General features: G+C 31.6%; 21 protein-coding genes and 1 pseudogene. 18 read left to right on the forward strand and 4 right to left on the reverse strand.

What is annotated here, in order from left to right:
• Positions 1 to 5: 5 nt before the first annotated feature.
• Positions 6 to 1253: an Nramp family divalent metal transporter gene (locus ACSSV5_RS09760; RefSeq protein WP_454245722.1), complete on the forward strand. Its 1248-nt coding sequence runs from the start codon at positions 6 to 8 to the stop codon at positions 1251 to 1253.
• A 213-nt stretch (positions 1254 to 1466) separates the two neighbouring features.
• Here ACSSV5_RS09760 and acs read toward each other — a convergent pair whose 3' ends face one another.
• The 3 genes from acs to ACSSV5_RS09775 all read right to left on the reverse strand — a co-directional run bounded on the left by acs (position 1467) and on the right by ACSSV5_RS09775 (position 5620).
• On the reverse strand, positions 1467 to 3374 hold the full coding sequence (gene acs, locus ACSSV5_RS09765) for an acetate--CoA ligase (RefSeq protein WP_454245723.1): 1908 nt from the start codon (positions 3372 to 3374) through the stop codon (positions 1467 to 1469).
• Between the two features lie 257 nt (positions 3375 to 3631).
• A complete protein-coding gene (locus ACSSV5_RS09770; protein WP_454245724.1) occupies positions 3632 to 3994 on the reverse strand; it encodes a DUF779 domain-containing protein in 363 nt (120 codons plus the stop codon).
• Positions 3995 to 4123: 129 nt separating this feature from the next.
• Positions 4124 to 5620 carry an aldehyde dehydrogenase family protein gene (locus ACSSV5_RS09775; protein ID WP_454245725.1) on the reverse strand — a complete coding sequence of 499 codons (1497 nt, stop codon included), beginning with the start codon at positions 5618 to 5620 and terminating at the stop codon, positions 4124 to 4126.
• 123 nt (positions 5621 to 5743) lie between these two features.
• Between ACSSV5_RS09775 and ACSSV5_RS09780 the strand changes: the two genes are divergently transcribed.
• The 9 genes from ACSSV5_RS09780 (at position 5744) to ACSSV5_RS09820 (ending at position 12591) form a co-directional block, all read left to right on the forward strand.
• Positions 5744 to 6661 carry an AraC family transcriptional regulator gene (locus ACSSV5_RS09780; protein WP_454245726.1) on the forward strand — a complete coding sequence of 306 codons (918 nt, stop codon included), beginning with the start codon at positions 5744 to 5746 and terminating at the stop codon, positions 6659 to 6661.
• 229 nt (positions 6662 to 6890) lie between these two features.
• The gene (locus tag ACSSV5_RS09785) at positions 6891 to 7418 is read left to right on the forward strand and encodes a class IV adenylate cyclase (RefSeq protein ID WP_454245727.1); all 528 of its coding nucleotides are present in this window, start codon (positions 6891 to 6893) and stop codon (positions 7416 to 7418) included.
• 228 nt (positions 7419 to 7646) lie between these two features.
• Positions 7647 to 9059, forward strand: coding sequence for a KAP family P-loop NTPase fold protein (locus ACSSV5_RS09790; protein ID WP_454245728.1), 1413 nt, complete (start codon positions 7647 to 7649; stop codon positions 9057 to 9059).
• A gap of 254 nt (positions 9060 to 9313) precedes the next feature.
• Positions 9314 to 10366 carry a type I restriction endonuclease gene (locus ACSSV5_RS09795; RefSeq protein ID WP_454245729.1) on the forward strand — a complete coding sequence of 351 codons (1053 nt, stop codon included), beginning with the start codon at positions 9314 to 9316 and terminating at the stop codon, positions 10364 to 10366.
• Between the two features lie 247 nt (positions 10367 to 10613).
• Positions 10614 to 10847, forward strand: coding sequence for a hypothetical protein (locus ACSSV5_RS09800; protein ID WP_454245730.1), 234 nt, complete (start codon positions 10614 to 10616; stop codon positions 10845 to 10847).
• Positions 10831 to 11031 (forward strand): type II toxin-antitoxin system RelE/ParE family toxin, encoded by a 201-nt coding sequence (locus ACSSV5_RS09805; protein ID WP_454245731.1) that lies wholly within the window; start codon positions 10831 to 10833, stop codon positions 11029 to 11031. The genes ACSSV5_RS09800 and ACSSV5_RS09805 overlap by 17 nt, the downstream gene beginning before the upstream one ends.
• A 427-nt stretch (positions 11032 to 11458) precedes the next feature.
• A complete protein-coding gene (locus tag ACSSV5_RS09810; RefSeq protein WP_211066350.1) occupies positions 11459 to 11698 on the forward strand; it encodes a ribbon-helix-helix domain-containing protein in 240 nt (79 codons plus the stop codon).
• Positions 11691 to 11978, forward strand: a complete 288-nt coding sequence (locus ACSSV5_RS09815) for a type II toxin-antitoxin system RelE/ParE family toxin (RefSeq protein ID WP_454245732.1) — start codon at positions 11691 to 11693, stop codon at positions 11976 to 11978. Before ACSSV5_RS09810 ends, ACSSV5_RS09815 begins: the two co-directional genes overlap by 8 nt.
• Positions 11979 to 12444: 466 nt before the next feature.
• Entirely contained in the window at positions 12445 to 12591 is a 147-nt protein-coding gene (locus ACSSV5_RS09820) for a hypothetical protein (protein ID WP_211066351.1), read from the forward strand.
• Between the two features lie 282 nt (positions 12592 to 12873).
• Here ACSSV5_RS09820 and ACSSV5_RS09825 read toward each other — a convergent pair.
• Positions 12874 to 13002: pseudogene (locus tag ACSSV5_RS09825) on the reverse strand (IS91 family transposase); the annotation flags it as partial.
• A gap of 158 nt (positions 13003 to 13160) precedes the next feature.
• On the opposite strand from ACSSV5_RS09825, the gene ACSSV5_RS09830 reads away from it, so the two are divergent.
• The 8 genes from ACSSV5_RS09830 (at position 13161) to ACSSV5_RS09865 (ending at position 18559) form a co-directional block, all read left to right on the forward strand.
• Positions 13161 to 13481: a hypothetical protein gene (locus ACSSV5_RS09830; protein WP_211066352.1), complete on the forward strand. Its 321-nt coding sequence runs from the start codon at positions 13161 to 13163 to the stop codon at positions 13479 to 13481.
• A 214-nt stretch (positions 13482 to 13695) separates the two neighbouring features.
• Positions 13696 to 14130, forward strand: coding sequence for a hypothetical protein (locus ACSSV5_RS09835; RefSeq protein ID WP_211066353.1), 435 nt, complete (start codon positions 13696 to 13698; stop codon positions 14128 to 14130).
• Between the two features lie 267 nt (positions 14131 to 14397).
• Entirely contained in the window at positions 14398 to 14562 is a 165-nt protein-coding gene (locus ACSSV5_RS09840) for a tyrosine-type recombinase/integrase (protein ID WP_211065652.1), read from the forward strand.
• 285 nt (positions 14563 to 14847) lie between these two features.
• Positions 14848 to 16212 carry an IS66 family transposase gene (tnpC, locus tag ACSSV5_RS09845; RefSeq protein WP_454245733.1) on the forward strand — a complete coding sequence of 455 codons (1365 nt, stop codon included), beginning with the start codon at positions 14848 to 14850 and terminating at the stop codon, positions 16210 to 16212.
• Positions 16213 to 16245: 33 nt separating this feature from the next.
• Positions 16246 to 16674: a hypothetical protein gene (locus ACSSV5_RS09850; protein WP_454245734.1), complete on the forward strand. Its 429-nt coding sequence runs from the start codon at positions 16246 to 16248 to the stop codon at positions 16672 to 16674.
• Positions 16675 to 16716: 42 nt separating this feature from the next.
• Positions 16717 to 17181, forward strand: a complete 465-nt coding sequence (locus ACSSV5_RS09855) for a hypothetical protein (protein ID WP_454245735.1) — start codon at positions 16717 to 16719, stop codon at positions 17179 to 17181.
• Positions 17182 to 17478: 297 nt separating this feature from the next.
• Positions 17479 to 17997 carry a hypothetical protein gene (locus ACSSV5_RS09860; RefSeq protein WP_454245736.1) on the forward strand — a complete coding sequence of 173 codons (519 nt, stop codon included), beginning with the start codon at positions 17479 to 17481 and terminating at the stop codon, positions 17995 to 17997.
• Between the two features lie 4 nt (positions 17998 to 18001).
• The gene (locus ACSSV5_RS09865; protein ID WP_454245737.1) at positions 18002 to 18559 is read left to right on the forward strand and encodes a hypothetical protein; all 558 of its coding nucleotides are present in this window, start codon (positions 18002 to 18004) and stop codon (positions 18557 to 18559) included.
• The last annotated feature ends 1277 nt before the right edge of the window (positions 18560 to 19836 follow it).

The raw sequence follows: 19836 nt of genomic DNA on the forward strand, positions 1-19836 counted from the left end.
TGATTTTGAAACAGTCTTTTACATCTTTAGTAAAATCCATCGGACCAGGTTTTTTGTTGGCTGGAGCTGCAATCGGGGTTTCTCATTTGGTGCAAGCCACCCGAGCTGGTGCTGAATACGGTTTTGTATTGATTGGAGCTTTAATCATTGCTTGTTTAACCAAATATCCATTTATGGAGTTTGGACCACGATATACTTCTGCAACAGGCAAATCTTTAATTGAAGGTTATAAAGGCATTGGCCAATGGGCTTTGCAATTGTATTTTTTTGTCAGCATAGGTAGTGCCTTTATTACTCAAGCTGCAGTAACTTTGGTAACTGCTGGATTAGCCGAATATTTATTTCGATTAGGAATAAGCATTTTTGGTTGGTCTTGTATCATTTTGAGTGTTTGTATTATTATACTTTGGCTTGGACGTTATAAAACTATTGACCGTTTAATGAAATTGTTGATTAGCGGATTGACCATAGCGACTTTAATCGCTGTCTTTTTAGCAATTGACAATGAAAAAAACACCAAGCTTTTTAGTTATGCACATCCCGATTTATGGCAAGTCAGTTCAATAGCCTTTATCATAGCATTTATGGGTTGGATGCCGATTCCAGTTGATGCTTCTGTTTGGCATTCTATTTGGACTAAAGAAAAAAACAAACAATACCTAAATAATTCTACTAAAAACAGTTTAATTGATTTTAATATTGGTTATTTATCAGCTTCGTTTATCGGCTTATTGTTTTTCTTGCTTGGAGTTTTAGTTTTTTTTGGTAGAGAAATAGAATTATCAACAACTGCTGTTGGTTTTTCGGGTCAGTTGATAGAAATGTACCAATATAGTATTGGTGAGTGGAGTAAAACCATTATTGCAATAGCTGCATTTTTTGCGATGTTTAGCACCACATTGGCCGTTACTGATGCCTATCCAAGAGTATTTGATGAATATACAAAATTGCAATTAAAAACCAGTAAACAGTCAAAATACCGTTATGTTTTATTCTTATTTTTAATTTCAATTTTGAGTTTAGGTCTCCTCTACTTTTTTTCTAATAGTTTTACGGTGTTTGTAGATTTTGCAACAGGTTTAGCGTTTCTAACCTCGCCAATTATTGCTTGGCTAAATTTGAAATTAGTTACAACTGATGATTTCCCACAAAACCAAAAGCTAAAACCAATTTATCTATGGTTCAGCAGAATTTGTCTTTGGTTTTTAGTTTGTTTTGGACTATTTTACTTAGGCTTCCACCTATTGACATAAATAACGTGAGTTCGATTTATTGAAATCTGTAAATCAGATGATTACATATATTTGTTAGCAAATTTTGTCATTTCGAACGAAGAATGAGGAGAAATCTCATCTGAGATGTCTCATCGCTCATGCTTCGCTCTATCGACATGACAAATGATTAAATATCTGTATTTTATATGAATATATTTTATTGGAATTTGAATTGAACTCACGTTAAATAATTTATAGTTTACCTTTAATTATTTCATCAACCACTTCAGGATTTAGCAATGTGCTGGTATCGCCAAGATTACTGATATCATTTGATGCGATTTTTCTTAAAATTCTACGCATAATTTTTCCACTTCGGGTTTTGGGCAAACCATTAGTAAATTGAATTTTGTCCAGTTTGGCGATAGGCCCGATTTGTTCGGTAATGATTTGATTGATTTCTTTTCTAACGTTGTCTTGATTTCTGCTCTCACCAGTTTCTTTCATCGTGATATAGCCATAAAGTGCATTGCCTTTGACCTCGTGAGGAAAACCTACAATAGCACTTTCTACCACAGCTGGGTGCTCGTTGATGGCATCTTCAATCGGTGCGGTGCCTAAATTATGTCCTGAAACAATAATCACATCATCTACTCTACCTGTAATTCTGTAATAGCCTACTTCATCTCTAAAAGCTGCATCGCCTGAGAAATACATATTTTTAAAAGCTGAAAAATAGGTGTCTTTATAACGCTGATGATTGCCCCAAATGGTTCTTGCTATGCTTGGCCAAGGGAATTTGATACACAAACGCCCGTCAACTTGATTGTCTTCCACAGGTTTTCCGCTTTCATCCATCAAAACTGGTTGAATGCCAATAAATGGTAATGTGGCATAAGTCGGCTTGGTTGGTGTTGCAAACGGAATGGGCGAAATCATAATCCCACCAGTTTCAGTTTGCCACCACGTATCTACAATAGGAGATTTTTTCTTCCCTACATTATCATCATACCAATGCCAAGCTTCTTCATTGATAGGCTCGCCTGCTGTGCCAAGAACTTTGAGAGAAGATAAATCGTGATTTTCTACGTGTTCAACACCTTCTTTGGCTAAAGCTCTGATGGCAGTTGGTGCGGTGTAAAACTGATTGACTTTATGTTTTTCAATGATATCCCAAAAGCGACCAAAATCAGGGTAATTTGGAACGCCTTCAAACATCACCGTTGTTGCACCATTACACAATGGACCATAAACAGTATAGCTATGACCCGTGATCCAACCAATATCGGCGGTACACCAATAGACATCGTTGTCTCTGTATTGAAATATATTTTTAAACGTATAGGCCGTATAAACCATATAACCTGCTGTGGTGTGAACCATACCTTTAGGACGACCTGTTGAACCTGATGTGTATAAGATAAACAACGGATCTTCAGCATCCATAATTTCAGCTTCGCAATTGGTATCGGCTTGGTCTAAAAGCGGTTGAAGCCAATGGTCACGTCCTGATTTCATATCGAAGTCAGTTTGAATCCGTTTAACGACAAGCACATTTTCTATGCAACTGCAAGATTTAAGAGCTTCATCTACAATGCCTTTTAGGTCTATTATTTTTTGACCGCGATAGAAACCATCACTGGTGATGAGCATTTTGCACTCAGAGTCATTGATTCGTGTAGCTAAGGCATTGGCTGAAAATCCAGCAAAGACTACAGAGTGAATAGCACCAATTCGTGCACAAGCCAATATTGAAATGGCCAATTCTGGAATCATAGGAAGATATATACAAACGCGGTCGCCTTTTTGAATGCCTTTTGATTTTAAGACATTTGCCATTTGACATACTTTTTTGTGTAATTCTTTATAAGAAATATGTTGAGCGTCTTCATCGGGATTGTTGGGCTCAAAAAGTATGGCGGTTTTATCGCCTTTTGTGTAGAGGTGACGGTCTATACAATTTTCGGTGATGTTGAGTTTTGCACCTTCAAACCATTTGATTTCGGGTTTAGAAAAATCCCAGTCTAAGACTTTATCCCATTTTTTGCGCCACATAAAATGTTCTTCAGCGATTTCTTCCCAAAATGTTTCGGGATTTCTGATTGACTTTCTGTAAACTTGATAATATTCTTCAAGGTGTTTGATATGGTAATTGCTCATGGTTTATTATTTTGTGTAAATGTTGTATTTCAATGCTTAAAAATAAAATTTTAATTAGAATTAGAATTTAAATCTGCAAGATTTTATGAAAATAGGTTTGATTAACAAGCTTGCAAACACTAAAACCCTGCTTATTTTCTATTTTTTTTAGGTTGATCAATCTTGTTGCTCCTGCGTGAGGGATTGCAACGGAAATCCCACATTCCGCTTTTGACGGGAGGCACGCCCAAATTATATAGATGTGTTTTGTCAATATTTTATTGTTCTGTTTGGTTAAAAAAGTTTTGTTCTTCTTTGTTAAGAAGGCGAGAATGAATGATAAATCTTAAGCCTAATGGAATTTCTAATGAAAAGCTTGAACCGCGTCCTTCGGTAATGTCTATGGTTAGAAAAGTGTGTTTCCAATATTCAAATTGGTCTTGATTCATATAAAATGGCACGTCTGCAATTTTACCCAAATAAATATCACTTTCGTCGAGATACATATCATCTTTTTCAAAAATCATAGGTGAAGAGCCGTCGCAACATCCGCCACTTTGGTGAAAAATCAAGTCGCCATGTTTTGCTTTTAGTTTTTCTACAATTTTTGCAGCTTCGGGTGTGATGTCTATGCGTTTCATTTTTAGTATAGATTTGTTATTTTTATTTATATTATATAATTCATATTTAGTTACTTGCTTTGTTTTATTTTAAGTTTAAGATTAAAAAAAAAGTAGGCTGAGTTTAGCCTACTTTTATGGAGTTTTGATTTAAAAAAGACCTAATTTGTTTTTATCATAAGAGATTAACATGTTTTTGTTTTGGCGATAGTGGTTGAGCATCATCAAGTGATTTTCGCGACCAAAGCCTGATTTTTTATAACCACCAAATGGAGCGTGAGCTGGATAAGCGTGATAGCAATTGACCCAAACTCTACCGGCTTTGATGGCTCTTGGAATTTGATATAATTGGTGAGCGTCTCTGGTCCACACGCCAGCACCAAGACCGTATAGCGTATCGTTAGCGATTTCTATAGCTTCGGCTTCGTCTTTAAATTTTGTAACACAAACTACAGGACCGAAGATTTCTTCTTGAAAAACTCTCATTTTGTTGTGACCTTCTAAAATTGTAGGTTTGATGTAAAATCCTTTTGACAAATCGTCTTCTTTATTGGCTTCGCCACCACATAGTAATTTGGCACCTTCGTCTTGACCAATTTTTAGATAGGATAGTATTTTTTCATATTGGTCGTTTGAAGCTTGTGCACCGACTTGTGTATTAATATCGTATGGGCTGCCTTGAACAATGGCTTTAGTTCTTTCAACAACGCGTTCCATAAATTTATCATAGATATCTTCTTGAACAAGGATTCTTGAAGGACAAGTGCAAACTTCGCCTTGGTTAAAGGCAAAAAGCACGGCACCTTCTATACATTTGTCTAAGAAATCGTCATCAGCATCCATGACAGAATTAAAAAATACATTGGGCGATTTACCACCGAGTTCAACGGTTACAGGGTTTATGTTTTTGGAAGCATATTGAATGATGAGTTGACCTGTTGTTGTTTCTCCAGTAAAGGCGACTTTGTCAATTTTTGAGTGTGAAGCAAGAGGTTTGCCAGCTTCTGGTCCAAAGCCATGAACAACATTAACAACACCAGCAGGGAAGACATCTGCAATTTTTTCCATCAATAGAGTTGCTGAAGATGGAGTTTGTTCGGCAGGTTTTAGAACAACGCAATTTCCTGCAGCTAAAGCTGGTGGCAACTTCCAAGACAGCATCAAGAGTGGAAAATTCCAAGGAATAATTTGACCAACGACACCTAAGGGTTCTTTGATATTCAATGATAGCGTGTGCTCGTCTAACTCTGAAGCAGTTCCTTCTTCTGCTCTAATACTTGAAGCAAAATACCGCCAATGGTCTGATGATAATGGAACATCTGCATTTAATGTTTCTCTAATGGGTTTACCGTTATCGCAGGTTTCTACGCTTGCAAATTCCTCTAAGTTGTCATCAATAATATCTGCTACTTTATTGAGCAATGTTGCTCGTTCTGTAGCAGATGTTTTGCCCCAAGCTTCTTTGGCTTTGTTAGCGGCATCGACAGCCAAATCTACATCTTCTTTTTGAGATCGGGGATATTTTGCGATTAGACTTTTGTCTATAGGTGAAGTGTTTTCAAAATACTCTCCACCGAGAGGTTCAACAAATTTACCGTTAATAAAGTTGCCATAACTGGCTTTAAATTTAGGTTTAGAATAACTCATGATTTTGTGTTTTTTTATTATTTTCTAAATTTATTGAATTATTTTGTTTATTTATTGAACAATAATATCATTTTATTGCACAATTCTATTATATTTATAATCTGCAATTTTTTTTTAAATCAAATGGGACGCCTTTTAAATTATCATAAAAAACGAAGAAAACTCACTACCTTAGTAGAAAATAGAACTGTATATAGTGCTGATTTTGCAGAGCTTAATATTTATGAGACGCATGAATATGCCGAGAAAGTTGAATTGAAATTTAATTTTCCTGTTATAGCCAGTATGCTTTCAGGAAAAAAAATTATGCACATTGACGGCATACCGAGTTTTGATTTCTTTCCTGGTGAGTCTGTAGTTATGCCAAGTGGACAAAAAATGCTTATCGACTTTCCTTTAGCTTCAAATCAAAATCCAACGCAGTGCTTAGCTCTTGGTATTGATGACGCTAAAATTGCTGAAGTTGTTGATAGGTTCAACACAATTGTAAGTGTTGAAAATGAAAATAATTCGTGGTCTTTGAATGATACGTCAAATCATTTAACCCATAACAGCGATGTAAATGATTTGATCAATCGTTTGGTTCACACTTTTATGCATAATACCAAGTCAAAAGATGTGTTGCTTGATTTGATGATTCAAGAACTGATTGTCAGATTGCTTCAAACCAAGGCTAAAGCTTTATTGATCAGTGATATGCAAAATACGTTATCAGATACAAGAATAGGTTCGGTTATAAAATATATCAAGCAAAACTTAACCAATAAAGACATTAGCGTTGAAAAATTGGCCAAAATAGCTAATATGAGTAAGTCCCATTTTCACAAAACTTTCAAAAACACCTTAGGCATCTCACCTGTAGATTATATCAATTCTGAAAAAATCAGGTTTTCTAAAAAACTGATAAAAGAACGACAAGATTTGTGTATTTCAGATATTGCTTTTTATTCAGGTTTTAATTCAATTAGCTATTTCAACAGACAGTTTAAAAAATTAGAATTAATGACACCACAGCAATTTAAAACTTCAATCAATAAATAGAAATTATATTTATCTCAAATTCTACTTTTTGTTATTAATGCATTGATTAAGCTTGCATTAGTCAATGAATTAGTGGTTTAAAAACACATCGCTTCGTGAAATGTCGAAATTTTATCAGTTGAACTTACGCTAAAATTAAATATGTTTCCAAAAAGAAAAATATAACTTTGTCAATATGTGTAATACCGAATGATATAATCTGAAGGGTTTAAATATTTAAAAAATAAAAATGAACGTTAAGAATTTTGAATTTAAGGCAAAAATAGACAAAATTGAAACTTACGAAAACAAGTTACTAACACTTAATCCAGAATTTAAAGGTATTGACCACCAAATAGATACATATTTTAATGTTCAACACGGTAGATTGAAACTAAGAGAAGGCAATATTGAAAATTCATTGATAAACTATGATAGAGAAGATATTTTAGGTTCAAAAGAATCTAAAATTATTTTATACCAACATGAACCCAACGTTGCTTTGAAAAAAATATTGACAAAACAGCTTGGCATCAAAGTTATAGTGGATAAAAAACGAAAAATATATTTTATCAATAATGTTAAATTTCACTTTGATTTAGTTGAAGATTTAGGAACCTTTTTAGAAGTTGAAGCCATAGATAGCAATGAAGAATTTACAATAGAAGAGTTGAAACAACAATGTGATAAATTTTTTGAATTCTTTGAATTGGGCCAAGCCAACCTGATAGACCAATCATATAGTGATTTGATAATAGAAACCCGTAGTGGATTATAAAAAAATGGGTGCGAGAGGTTTGGACATTTTTCTGCAAAAGACCTCGCCTACTCCACCGCTACTACCAACAATGTGTATCATTAATGGCTGTGTTTTTGCAAAATTTTAAGGTTTGAAATTTTTTTTTCTATCTTTACCAATAAAAATGAAAATGTGTTGACTTTTTGTATGCCACTAATGTTACACTCGCCCGTTACCTGCAAGCTGAAAAAAACACAAAGACAATAAATGAACATTAGGCATAATGAAATAGATATATCAGAAGAAAATCCTTTTGCGAACTGCAAACTTGATAGAAAAAAATATGCTGATGTTTTAACAAATATTGTTAATTCCTACACATATGGTTTCGTCCTTGGAATAAATAATAAATGGGGAACCGGAAAAACCACGTTTGTAAAAATGTGGCAAAAAGACTTAGAAAATAACGGACATAAAACAGTTTATTTCAACGCTTGGGAAAATGACTTTGAGGATAATCCATTGACAGCATTAATGGGAGAATTAAAAACTCTGACAAAAAAATCAACTGAACCAGAATTTAAATCAACTTTAAAGAAAGCCGCAACTTTATCTAAACATATTGCACCTGTAATAGCGCAAGCACTAGCCGACAAATATATTGACACGAAAGGAGTTAAAGATGCGATTGCAGGAGTAACCAAAGGATTATCAGATGTTTTTGAAAATGAGGTAAACGAATATGCCGAAAAGAAAAAGAGCATTACAGAATTCAAAAAAAGTCTATCGGAATTTATTGCAAATACGTATGAAGGAAAACCTTTAATTTTCATAGTTGACGAACTTGATAGATGTAGACCAAATTATGCTGTATCAATTTTAGAACAGATCAAACATTTCTTTTCTGTTCCAAATGTGGTGTTTGTATTATCTATTGACAAAGTTCAATTAGGTAATGCGATAAAAGGTGTTTATGGAAGTGATTTCATTGACTCAGAGGAATATTTAAGACGATTTATTGACTTGGAATATTCTATTCCCGAACCAGATGCTGATGTCTTCTACAAATACCTCTTTGAATATTACGAATTCAATGAATTCTTCAACTCTACTGAACGACAAAAATATCGTGAATTACAAAAGGATAGTGAATACTTTTTGAGAATAGCCAAATTGTTATTTACGAACCGAAATATTCCACTAAGACAACAAGAAAAGATTTTTGGATTGGCAAGAGTAGCCTTAAGAAGTTTCAAATCTAACAACTATGTAGTTCCACATATATTTCTTTTTCTAGCTTTTATTAAAATAACGGACAATGAGTTTTACACTAGTTTGAAAAATAAAGAACTAACTCTTTTGGAGGTTCAGGAGAGGTATTTAAAAACAATTATTTTAAATAAGAATGATGAAACAGAAAATGAATTAATGTGGCTAGAAGTTTATTTGGTTAATTTCTATCACAACTTTTTAGAATCGAGATATTATCGCAAAAAGCTATATGAATATGATAGTGAGTCAAGTTCAAATAAACTTTTAATAGATTCAATAATTAATAAAGACAAAAATTCGAGTTTCTTGAATATCCTTGAAAATATTCACAGAGGACGTAGTGAAGGAGATTTAGATTTAGGCTACTTCTTAAACCGAATTGAATTATTAGAAAATTTAAAAACATAAAAAGCCAGCAGCTAACAAAGAACTGAGTCAAAAACCAACTAAAAATTCATTTATTTTCAGCAAAAGTTGTCGCCTACTCCACCGCTACTACCAACAATGTGTATCATTAATGGCTGTGTTTGGGCAAAATTTTAAGGTTTGAGATTTTTTTCTATCTTTACCAATTAAAACAAAAATGTGTTGACTTTTTGTATGCTATTAATGAAGCATTAGCACGTTGCCCCCCATTTGAAAAAAAACTTAAATAACCAAATATGGAATTATACAATCAACTAAAAAGACTAGCCGAAAAAATCGAACAATTGAAAGATAAAATCGAAACTGAAGAATCTACCAAACACGCTTTTACTTTACCATTTATTAATATCTTAGGATATGACACTTTTAATCCAACTGAAGTAGTACCAGAGTTTACAGCTGATTTAGGGTTAAAAAAGGGAGAGAAAGTTGATTATGCGATATTCCAAAATGAAAACCCAATTTTGATTGTAGAATGTAAACATTGGAAACAAAATTTAGACGTTCATAACTCTCAACTTTTCAGATATTTTCACGTAACTAAAACAAGATTTGCACTTTTAACTAATGGAATAAAATACAGATTTTATACTGATTTGGAAGAAAACAACAAAATGGATGAAAAACCCTTTTTGGAGTTTGATATCACTAAAATTAAAGAAAGCACAGCAAAAGAAGTTGAGAAATTTCACAAATCAAAATTTGATGTCTCTCTAATAGTTGACAATGCAAGTAATTTAAAATATACAAGCGAAATTAAAACACTAATTGATAATGAACTTTTAGAACCATCCCCAGAATTTGTAAAATTATTTGCAAGAAAAACTTATAGTGGGAAATTGACTTCAAGAGTAATGGAAGAATTCACAGAATTTGTAAATAAGGCTTTTAATCAAATTATTAGTGAAAAAGTAAATGACAGATTAAATTCAGCTTTAAACAAAGAACAAGAAAAGCAACAAGAAGAAGAGGTTGAAGAAGAACCTATAAGTAAAATTGTAACGACTGATGAAGAGTTAGAAGGTTATCAAATTATTGTTGCTATTCTAAGAAGAAAAGTAAATAAGGAAAGAATAGTCCATAGAGATACTCAATCTTATTTTGGAGTTTTATTAGACGATAATAACAGGAAACCTATTTGCAGATTACATCTAAACGGTGGAGTAAAATACATAAGCCTATTTGACCAAGATAAAAATGAATCTAAAGAAAAAATTGAATCTGTTGATGACATTTATAAGTTTGAAGAGCAGCTTTTAAAGACAGTTGAATTTTATGATAATGAATAGAAAACGGTGGACATCACGAGACTAGGTGTTTTGGCAAAATCAAAAAGTTTAGGCGTGTTTTTTAGCGAACGATTTATATATTTATAGAATGAAAATTATAAATCCAAAATAACTCGCTTGAGTTTGGGCTGAGTTTGAAAGGTTTTAGCTTTCTTTTTCCGCACTACTCATAGCCAGACCGTTGTGAAACAGTTAAAAATCGCATTCAAAAACTGAATGTTTAGATTAAATTTGTAACTTTGATATTATGGATTTAAGTTTAGAAAATAAAAAAATAGAATTAATTCAATGGTTATCTACATTGAATGATATCTCTCTGATTGATAAATTAATGAAATTAAGAGAAAAAGAAAAAAATGATTGGTGGAGTGAAATTTCTGCAAGCGAAAAAGAGTCCATTGAAAAAGGAATTCAAGATGCTGATAACGGAAAATTGACTTCTCACTCAAACGTGAAAGAAGTTTATGAAAAGTGGTTATAAAATACTGTGGACTGACCACGCAAAATCAGAACTTAAAGAAACTTTTGAATACCTTGAAAACAAATGGACTGAAAGAGAATTAAGAACATTTTCTGCTAAATTAGACCATACATTAGAACTGATTTCTAAATCCCCTGAAATTTTCCCAGTATCATTCGAGAAAAAAATATTCGAAAAGCTGTAGTTGAAAAACATAATAATCTTTATTACCGAATTAATAAAAATTCAATTGAGATTGTTTCTTTGTTCTCAAACAGAAAGAATCCGAATAAGAAAAAAATATAAAAAACCGTTGCATAACAGCACATATAGTTTATGGCGGAATTAGTAACAAATCCAAAGTTTTTGTATTTTTAAAAACATAAAACCTTAACAGAAAAAATTGCACATTTTTGCTCGCCACAAACCATATGTGCAACCCGTTGATAACAATCCCTCATAGACTCGTAGAAACTTTAGTCCCTCGGCTAACGTAAAATGAGTAAATTTGGATTGAAAATTGAAATGTTGAATAAAATATAAACGCATGATTTACAGTAATATAATTTTACGTTAGTCAGAATTTGGAAATGATGCGTAATTGATGTATTTTTACACCAAAAAATAAAATTATGGCAAGACAAAGTATATCATTTACAAGTCCGAACGAGGAATGGCTAAAATCTCAAGTTGATAGTAATGAATATTCGAGTAAAAGCGAACTGGTAAATGACTTGATTAGACAAGCTCGAAAGCAACAAGCTCAAATTGACTGGGTTCGTACTAAATTAGATAAAGCTGAAAATAGCGGATTTACGTCTGACAGCAAAAAAGAAATTTTAGCACAATCAAAGTCTTTATTTAATGGCTAAATATAGATTAAGCAACGAAGCGAAAAATGATTTGATACGAATTCATCACTACGGAATTGAAAAATTTGGAATAACCCAAGCGGACAAATATTTCGAATCTTTTTTTGAATATTTCGACATTATTGCTGAAAGACCTTTTTCATTTGAATCGGTTGACTATATTAAAAAAGACTACAGACGCTGTGTCTGTGGAGTTGATAGCATTTATTTTAAAGTAAATGAAGATATTATAGAAATAATGGCAATTGTCGGAAGACAAGATTTGAATGAAAAACTGTAACCCGAATTAATAAAAACTGTTACCCACAATCCCTCATAGACTCATAGAAACTTTAGTCCCTCGGCTAACGTAAAATGAGTAAATTTGAATTGAAAATTGAAATGTTGAATAAAATATAAACAATTGATTTACAGTAATATAATTTTAGGTTAGTCAGAAGCTATAAAAAAAAATCATACTAAAAAACCAATAGAAAATAAATTGTATTTTTTGTATCTTAGATTAAAGTTTAAAAAAATTTAGAAACAAGAAAAATATCATTTATTCAAGAATTCTTAAGACTTCAGAATGAAGATATCGTTAGCGAACTTGAAAAATTTCTGCACCAGAGAAAAGCTGAGTTGATTGATGAAAGTTTTAAGCCAATGACAATGGAACAATATGACGTTGAAATAGACCAAGCGATGGATGATTCAAAAAATGGACGAATGATTAAAGCAACGGAATTAAAAGCTAAAATTCAGAAATGGAATTAGAAGTTTACTGGCTTGATCTTGCTGAACATAAACTTGTAGCGATTTACGAATATTATTCAATTAAAGCGAATAAAAAAATAGCTGAAAAACTTATAACTGGTAGTCAATACGACTATTGGAATAGAAAATCAACCTGAAATCGGGCAAATTGAATTAAATTTAAAGCACAGAGAAAAAGAATTTCGATACATAGTATATAAAAACTATAAAATTGTCTATTGGGTAAATTATGATTTCAACCGAGTGGAAATAGCAAATGTTTTTGATACAAGACAAAACCCTAATAGACTTGACGAAACGAAATGAAAGCCTGTTTGTTGCCAACAACTAAGTTTTCGTCGGGTGCGTAGCACCAACGATGAAAAATTATGTTGAACTAAACCGTTGAGTTTAGCCTTCTTTTTGCAAAAATTACCTATTTTGGCATAGATAACCCAATCTTTAGAAAAGAGTTTATCATACAAAGATTGACAGCCAAGGTGATTAAAACGCAATTCTGCCACAAACTTGGCTCTAAAAACTTTGCTCATTGCCTTAACGGAATAAAGAAGCATCCGCCTTTCTATGTTTTGTAGAACTAATGTATTGAGTTTAACACGAGGCTATCAGTAAAGCACGTGTTTTGGCAAAATCAAAAATTTAGGGGTGTTTTTTCGGGAGCAATTTATATATTTATAAAATGTAACAATAACTAAAACTAAAAGAAATGAAAGCAGACAAATTTACTAAAATCGTATTGACAATTATTGCAGTTAATCTTACAATTTTGACAATTAAAAATCTGGATTTAATTCCAAATACTTATGCTAATGAGCCAACAAAAAAATTGGAACTTGCTCCTAATGTCAATTATGGCATTGTACCAGTAAATGAAGATGGAACTATTAGTGTTAAACTGAGTAATCATGATGAAATTGATGTAAACATTGTCGGTGTCAATACAAGTGATGAATTGAATGTGAATATTGATGAAATTGGTGGAGGATACGTTTCACATGGTGGTCCAATTTCTGTGAAAATAGAATAATAATAACCGCTAACAAAGCTATCAGTAATGCACATGTTTTGGCAAAATCGAAAAATTAAGGGTGTTTTTTCACGAGAGATTTATATATTTATAAAATTAAAAAATAGAGAATTGCTCGCTTGAGTTTGGGCCGAGTTTGAAAGTTTAGAGCGTTCTTTTCTCGCACTACTCATAGCCTGAACGTTGTGAGTCATACTGAACCAATCTTTAAGGAATGAAAACGATAATAGAAACCACTCAACTTGAATTCGACAAAAGTGATTTTCTGATTGATTTAGTTAAGCAGGATAACGGATTATTATACATCGAAATTGTCCAAAACATTATTGATTCAGAAAACGAAAAAAGATCAATAAAAATTAATCCAACTGTCCTTTCTGACATTATAAAAGTTCTTCAAAATTATCAAGCAAAAATTCCCAATAAATCTGACTTTGTAAACAAACATATAACTGACTTGGAACAACAGAAAATTCAGAAAAGATATCTAAAAGGTATATCAATAAAAGATTTAGCTATGCAATTTGACCAAACATCTGAACTGATTGAAATGGTTTTGAGAAATAAAGGAATCGAAATTGTGGAAAATGAATTACCCAAACCAAAGTTTTGGAGGAAAAGCTACACTCGGAAAAAAAGAAAAAAATAATGTCAATAGCGAAAAAATACAAACGCACAACACAAGCTATAGTTCAATGCTTCGTAATTTTCTATCTAAAATTCCTTACTTTTACCGAAAATTGGTTTACGACAGAAAGAATCCTGTGGATTTTTTACACAACAATACATAGCCATACAGTCATTGTCAACAGACTCTCGGCTAACGTAAAATGAGTAAATTTAGATTGAAAATTGAAATGTTGAATAAAATATAAACAACTGATTTATAGTGATATAATTTTACGTTAGTCAGAATTTGTTAGAAGGCGGGACAGACATAAGATATATACAAAAGTTTTTGGGCCATAGCAGTATCAAAACGACTACAGTTTATACTCATATTAGTCAAAAAAGCACTAAAAAGATAGAAAGTCCATTAGACAAAATGGCAAAAAAGTATAAAAACAAGCCTAAAAATTAAAAAAGTGGTGTATTTTTGTGGATATATACTAGTTAGTGGCAATTGATTTTTTGTAACTAATCAGTGTCAAAAATAAGACTATAAATTTTGGATAATACAAACTGAGCATATATTTTCTTTGTGCTTATTTCAATTTTTTAAAAAAAATTTCAAATAAGCCACTCATTAGAGCTTGATTTTAAAAATCAGACCTTTATCAACATTTTTAACTTTTTGGATTGATAACTAATTGGTTAATAATTTGTTTGTTACAAACATACCACCCTACATTTGTAAGAAAAAAAGTTGGAAAAGGATAAGCTTATAGAATCACTCTTGCAGAAGGTAGAAGAACTTTCTAAAAAGCTAATTGCTTTAGAATTAGAAAATAGTCAACTTAAAGCACGACTGGCCAAATATGAAACTCCAAAAAACAGTAATAATAGCTCCATACCACCCTCAAAGGATGAAAATAGACCAAAGAGGAAAAGCCTAAGAATAAAGACAGGGCGTAAGCCAGGTGGGCAAACAGGAAGAAAAGGCAATACTTTGAAGATGGTTGAGATACCTGATGTTACAGAAGAACACATACCAGATTATTGTAACTGTTGTGGAAACGACCTTTCATCACTTCCACATCAATATGCAGGAAGTCGACAGGTATTTGACATCCCTGAAATAAAAATAAAAGTCACAGAACACAAGGTTTATAAAAAAGTTTGTCCTTGCGGTTGTGAAACAAAAAGCGACTATCCATCACAAGCAAATGCACCCGTAAGCTATGGGAATAATATTGAAAGTTTAATAGGATATTTTCATACCAGACAATACTTGCCTTTTAAGAGAATGCAAGAAATGTTCAATACGGTTTTTAATATTCCTATAAGTGAAGGAGGAATACACTATTTATTAAACAAACTTGTCACTAAAGCTGAACCTGCATATAATCTGATAAAACAAGAAATAGCAAACTCAAAATCACCTATCGGTAGCGATGAAACAGGAGTAAAAGTATCAGGAGACAAAAACTGGGCGTGGACATGGCAAAATGAAAAAGCAACCTTTATTACCATAACTGATAATAGAGGACAAAAAAGTATAGAACAAACCTTTGAAAATGGTTTTGAAAATGCTGTGTTAGTGCACGATTGTTGGAAGAGTCATTTCAATACCAACGCTCAATCACACCAAATTTGCATGGCACATTTACTTCGGGATTTAAACTATCTAACTGAAAAGTACGATCATAAATGGAGTAGAGCTTGCAAAAACTTATTTTTAAAAGCCATCAACTTTAAGAAAAATATAAAAGATATAGCCTTTAACAAGGATTGTCCAATAAAGAAAAGTATAGAAAAAAGAATGGATATCATCTTAAATCATGATCCGCCAAAAGAACATAAAGAATTAATAACTTTTAAAAAAAGACTTATAAAATACAGGAACTATATCTTTACATTCCTCTATCATCTGGATGTACCTCCAGATAACAACGCCTCTGAAAGAGCAATAAGAAATATAAAAGTAAAACAGAAAATCTCTGGACAATTTAGATCAGAACAGGGCTGTGATAACTTTGCCATACTTAGATCTGTAACAGATTCTTGTTTAAAAAATCAGCAATCAGTTTTATCTACACTAAATATTATTGCTAATTTGCGGACTGATTAGTTACGATTTTTTTTAACTTTAAAATTTAGAATTATGAAAAAAATTAAAACAATTTTTATTATTATGATTTTTATATTCTCCGCTTGTAGTGAGAATAACGATGATTTACAGAATGATACATTGGATTTTAAAAATTTAGATTTTAAAACAAAAGTTTTTGATAAAAATTTAGATAAAATCTATGGTATTGATAGTCAAGCTTATGCTAGATTTACTGAAAGTCTAATTTTTGATGATAAGGGCAGAGTTATTGGTGCTGATATTTCAAGTATCAAAAAAAGATTGGATGATTCAGATATGGATTCATTTTTGAATGATTTAGTGGAATACAAAAGTGAAGTATATAAACAATTAGAGATAGCTCCAGATCCTAAAATTTTTCAGGGTTATAAACCTAAACCGAGAGGTTGTAAAAGAAGAAATAACTGGATTTGCATAATTTATGGTGAGATAGTCCAATAAATGTAAATTGCCACTAACTTTTTACTGTTAAAATTAAAGAAAATGAAAAAAATAATAATTATAGCTATCACATCGACTATTAATTTCATTAGTTTAAACTGTTTAGCTCAAACAAAAGCTCCGCGATTGAACAATTGTGAGAAAATTAACCAAGACCATAATAAAAATAATTATGGTAAATATAAGTTAGTAATGATATCAGGAGCTGGTTGTGGTTATTGCGATATTGCACTTGAAAAGATGTATAAAAATAAATTATATTCAAAAATAAATGTAATAATTTTAGAATATGGAAAAACAAGCTATATAACTAAAATACACGGTAAGTATTTTGACAATTTTGATTTTTTTAACGCTGAAGAATGTGATATTAAATGGGTTAATGATGATTTTTTTCCAAAGTTTTATTTATACGAAAACAATAAACTTATTTGGAAAAGAAAAGGGTGGTATAATAATAATATCATCAAATTAAAAAAAGCCACTAACAATAGCTATAGTCAATAGCTTGGGTTTGGGCTAAAAACATAAGTTTGGGATTTATTTTCTAACTTTACGTCTGAAATCAAAACTGAATGACTTTTTTGGCGCTACTGCCCATAGCCAAACCGTTGGTAGCCATTTGAACACTGAACAGAGCAATTTAAAGACCATCCGACTTACGGAATTTGAAAGAAAAAATGTGAATTGACTCTCTGAAAGTGAAGAATGAAAGCCAACAGGTCTAAAGTGGATAGACCACGAACTAAACTATAATGACCTTAAACTTATAAAGTTTAGATATAACATATAATTATTTAAAAAATGAAAAAAATCCTAAAGTTATTATTTCTGTTAGTAGTAATTACAATGGTATCTATCAGTTGTAGTGAAGATGTAAATGAATTTGATTCTAAAAGTGAAATTATTTATCAAAACAAAAAACCTAAGGTAAGTGTTAGTGTTTCTGCAACTCTTCATAGGGGAAGAAGATGGAGTGAAAGACATAATGTTGAACCTTGCACAACGTCGTTTGGTTTATGTAACGTGAGAGTTACTGCTACGGTATCTAGTAGAACATCAAATGATAATAATGAAAGTAGAGTTATTTTTGAAACAACAGATAATTTAAATGTTATCAGACTTATATTTGAAGAACAGTTAAATTATGACGTTAATGAAATTTTCATATCAAATGAAGATGACGATTTTATTTTGCCTGATGATATATCTGAAAGTTTAGGTTATAATCGAATTATAATTTTAGCAAAAAATTATGTTGTTAATTATAATGATAGCTCATTAATTAATGGTTACGTCGATTTAGACATTGCTTATGAATAAAATCTTGAAAATCTTAGTCTTATCATTTTTAATAGTGATAGGGCTAAGTTCTTGTAACGCTTTACTCAAAACGTATTTGGGTATTAAAGATGCCGACATTTATGTTAGCAATCAAGATAGAAAAGAATATTATGAAGGTATGATTAGTAATGTTGATTATGGATACAGCATAAGGACATTTAGTGACTCTACAAAACTTCTAAATACATTTAAAGAAGGCTTATCTATGCCAATGCTTGTTCTTGAATATAAAGAAAATAATCAGTTTTACTATTTAAATTGTTATGAAGATATTGAATATCAAGCCGACTTGGTAAATGAAAAGAATTTTTCAAAATTAGAGATAGCAAACAACGATATTAGAAAAAAGCTAAATAAAATTTTAAACTCTGAAACAAGAATTGTAGTCGATAATAGAAATAACATACAAGATAAAGATATTGAATTATATTATTTGTCAGGTCTATTTATGGGTAGAAGATTACAAAAAAGAGTAGATAAAATCAAAAAAATCAAGAATATTAAGAACTTAAATATTATTGATTTAAGTGTTAATGAATAATAAAATATGAACTAGAAAATTATAAAACGGCTACCAACCATGTGTATCATCAATGGCGAAGTTTGGAATTAAATTTGACGTTTCTGGATTTTTTTCTAAATTTATGGTTAAAAAATAAAGAGCATCGTATCTATGGTCGCCACTGATGATACACTTACCGTTGGTAGCAACTACTCCATAATATTTTTAAAATTATAGGCTCACCCATTTTTTGATAAAGTAAGATGTAGGATTTTTTTCGGTGGAATTTTTCTAAATCCTAAATGATAGGCTTATCACGATGATTGATAACGAGTAAAATCTTATCACGACGAGAAAATCACAATCCGAAACAAAAGGCTGATTTGCAAATAAAATAGCGATTAATGAAAACGACAAACGATGCTAAATCAAAAATTAAAGCTAAATGTCAACGAAATGTTATAACATCGAAATTATGGGAAATTTGAAACGTGAGTATGAAAAAAAATAGGTGCGAGAGGTTTGGGCGTTTTCAGCAAATGTTCTCGCCTACTCCACCGCTACTACCAACAATGTGTATCATTAATGGCTGTGTTTGGGCAAAATTTTAAGGTTTGAGATTTTTTTCTATCTTTACCAATAAAAACAAAAATGTGTTGATTTTTTGCACGCCACTAATGATACACTCGCCCGTTGGTAGCAACTACTCTATAATATTTTTAAAATTATAGGCTCACCCATTTTTTGATAAAGTAAGATGTAGGATTTTTTTCGGTGGAATTTTTCTAAATCCTAAATGATAGGCTTATCACGATGATTGATAACGAATAAAATCTCATCACGACGAGAAAATCACAATCCGAAACAAAAGGCTGATTTGCAATAAAATAGTGAATAAAGAAAACGAGGAACGATGCTAAATCAAAAACTATGGCTAAGCGTCAACGAAATGTTATAACATCGAAATTATGGGAAATTTAAAACGTGGGAAAGAAAAAAAATGGGTACGAAAGGCTTGGGCGTTTTCAGCAAATGTTCTCGCCTACTCCACCGCTACTACCAACAATGTATATCATTAATGGCTGTGTTTGGGCAGAATTTTAGGGTTTGAATTTTTTTTCTATCTTTACCAATAAAAACGAAAATGTGTTGCCTTTTTGCACGCCACTAATGTTACACTCGCCCGTTGTGCGACAGCATAAAAAAAAATTCTGCTACATTAAATACTTCGATTTCTAAAAGATTTTTTATCTTTAGAAAATGAGAAAATTAAGACTATATTTTGACACTTCTGTTTTTGGTGGAGTTTATGACGT

It is taken from the genome of Psychroflexus sp. MBR-150 (assembly GCF_053628795.1).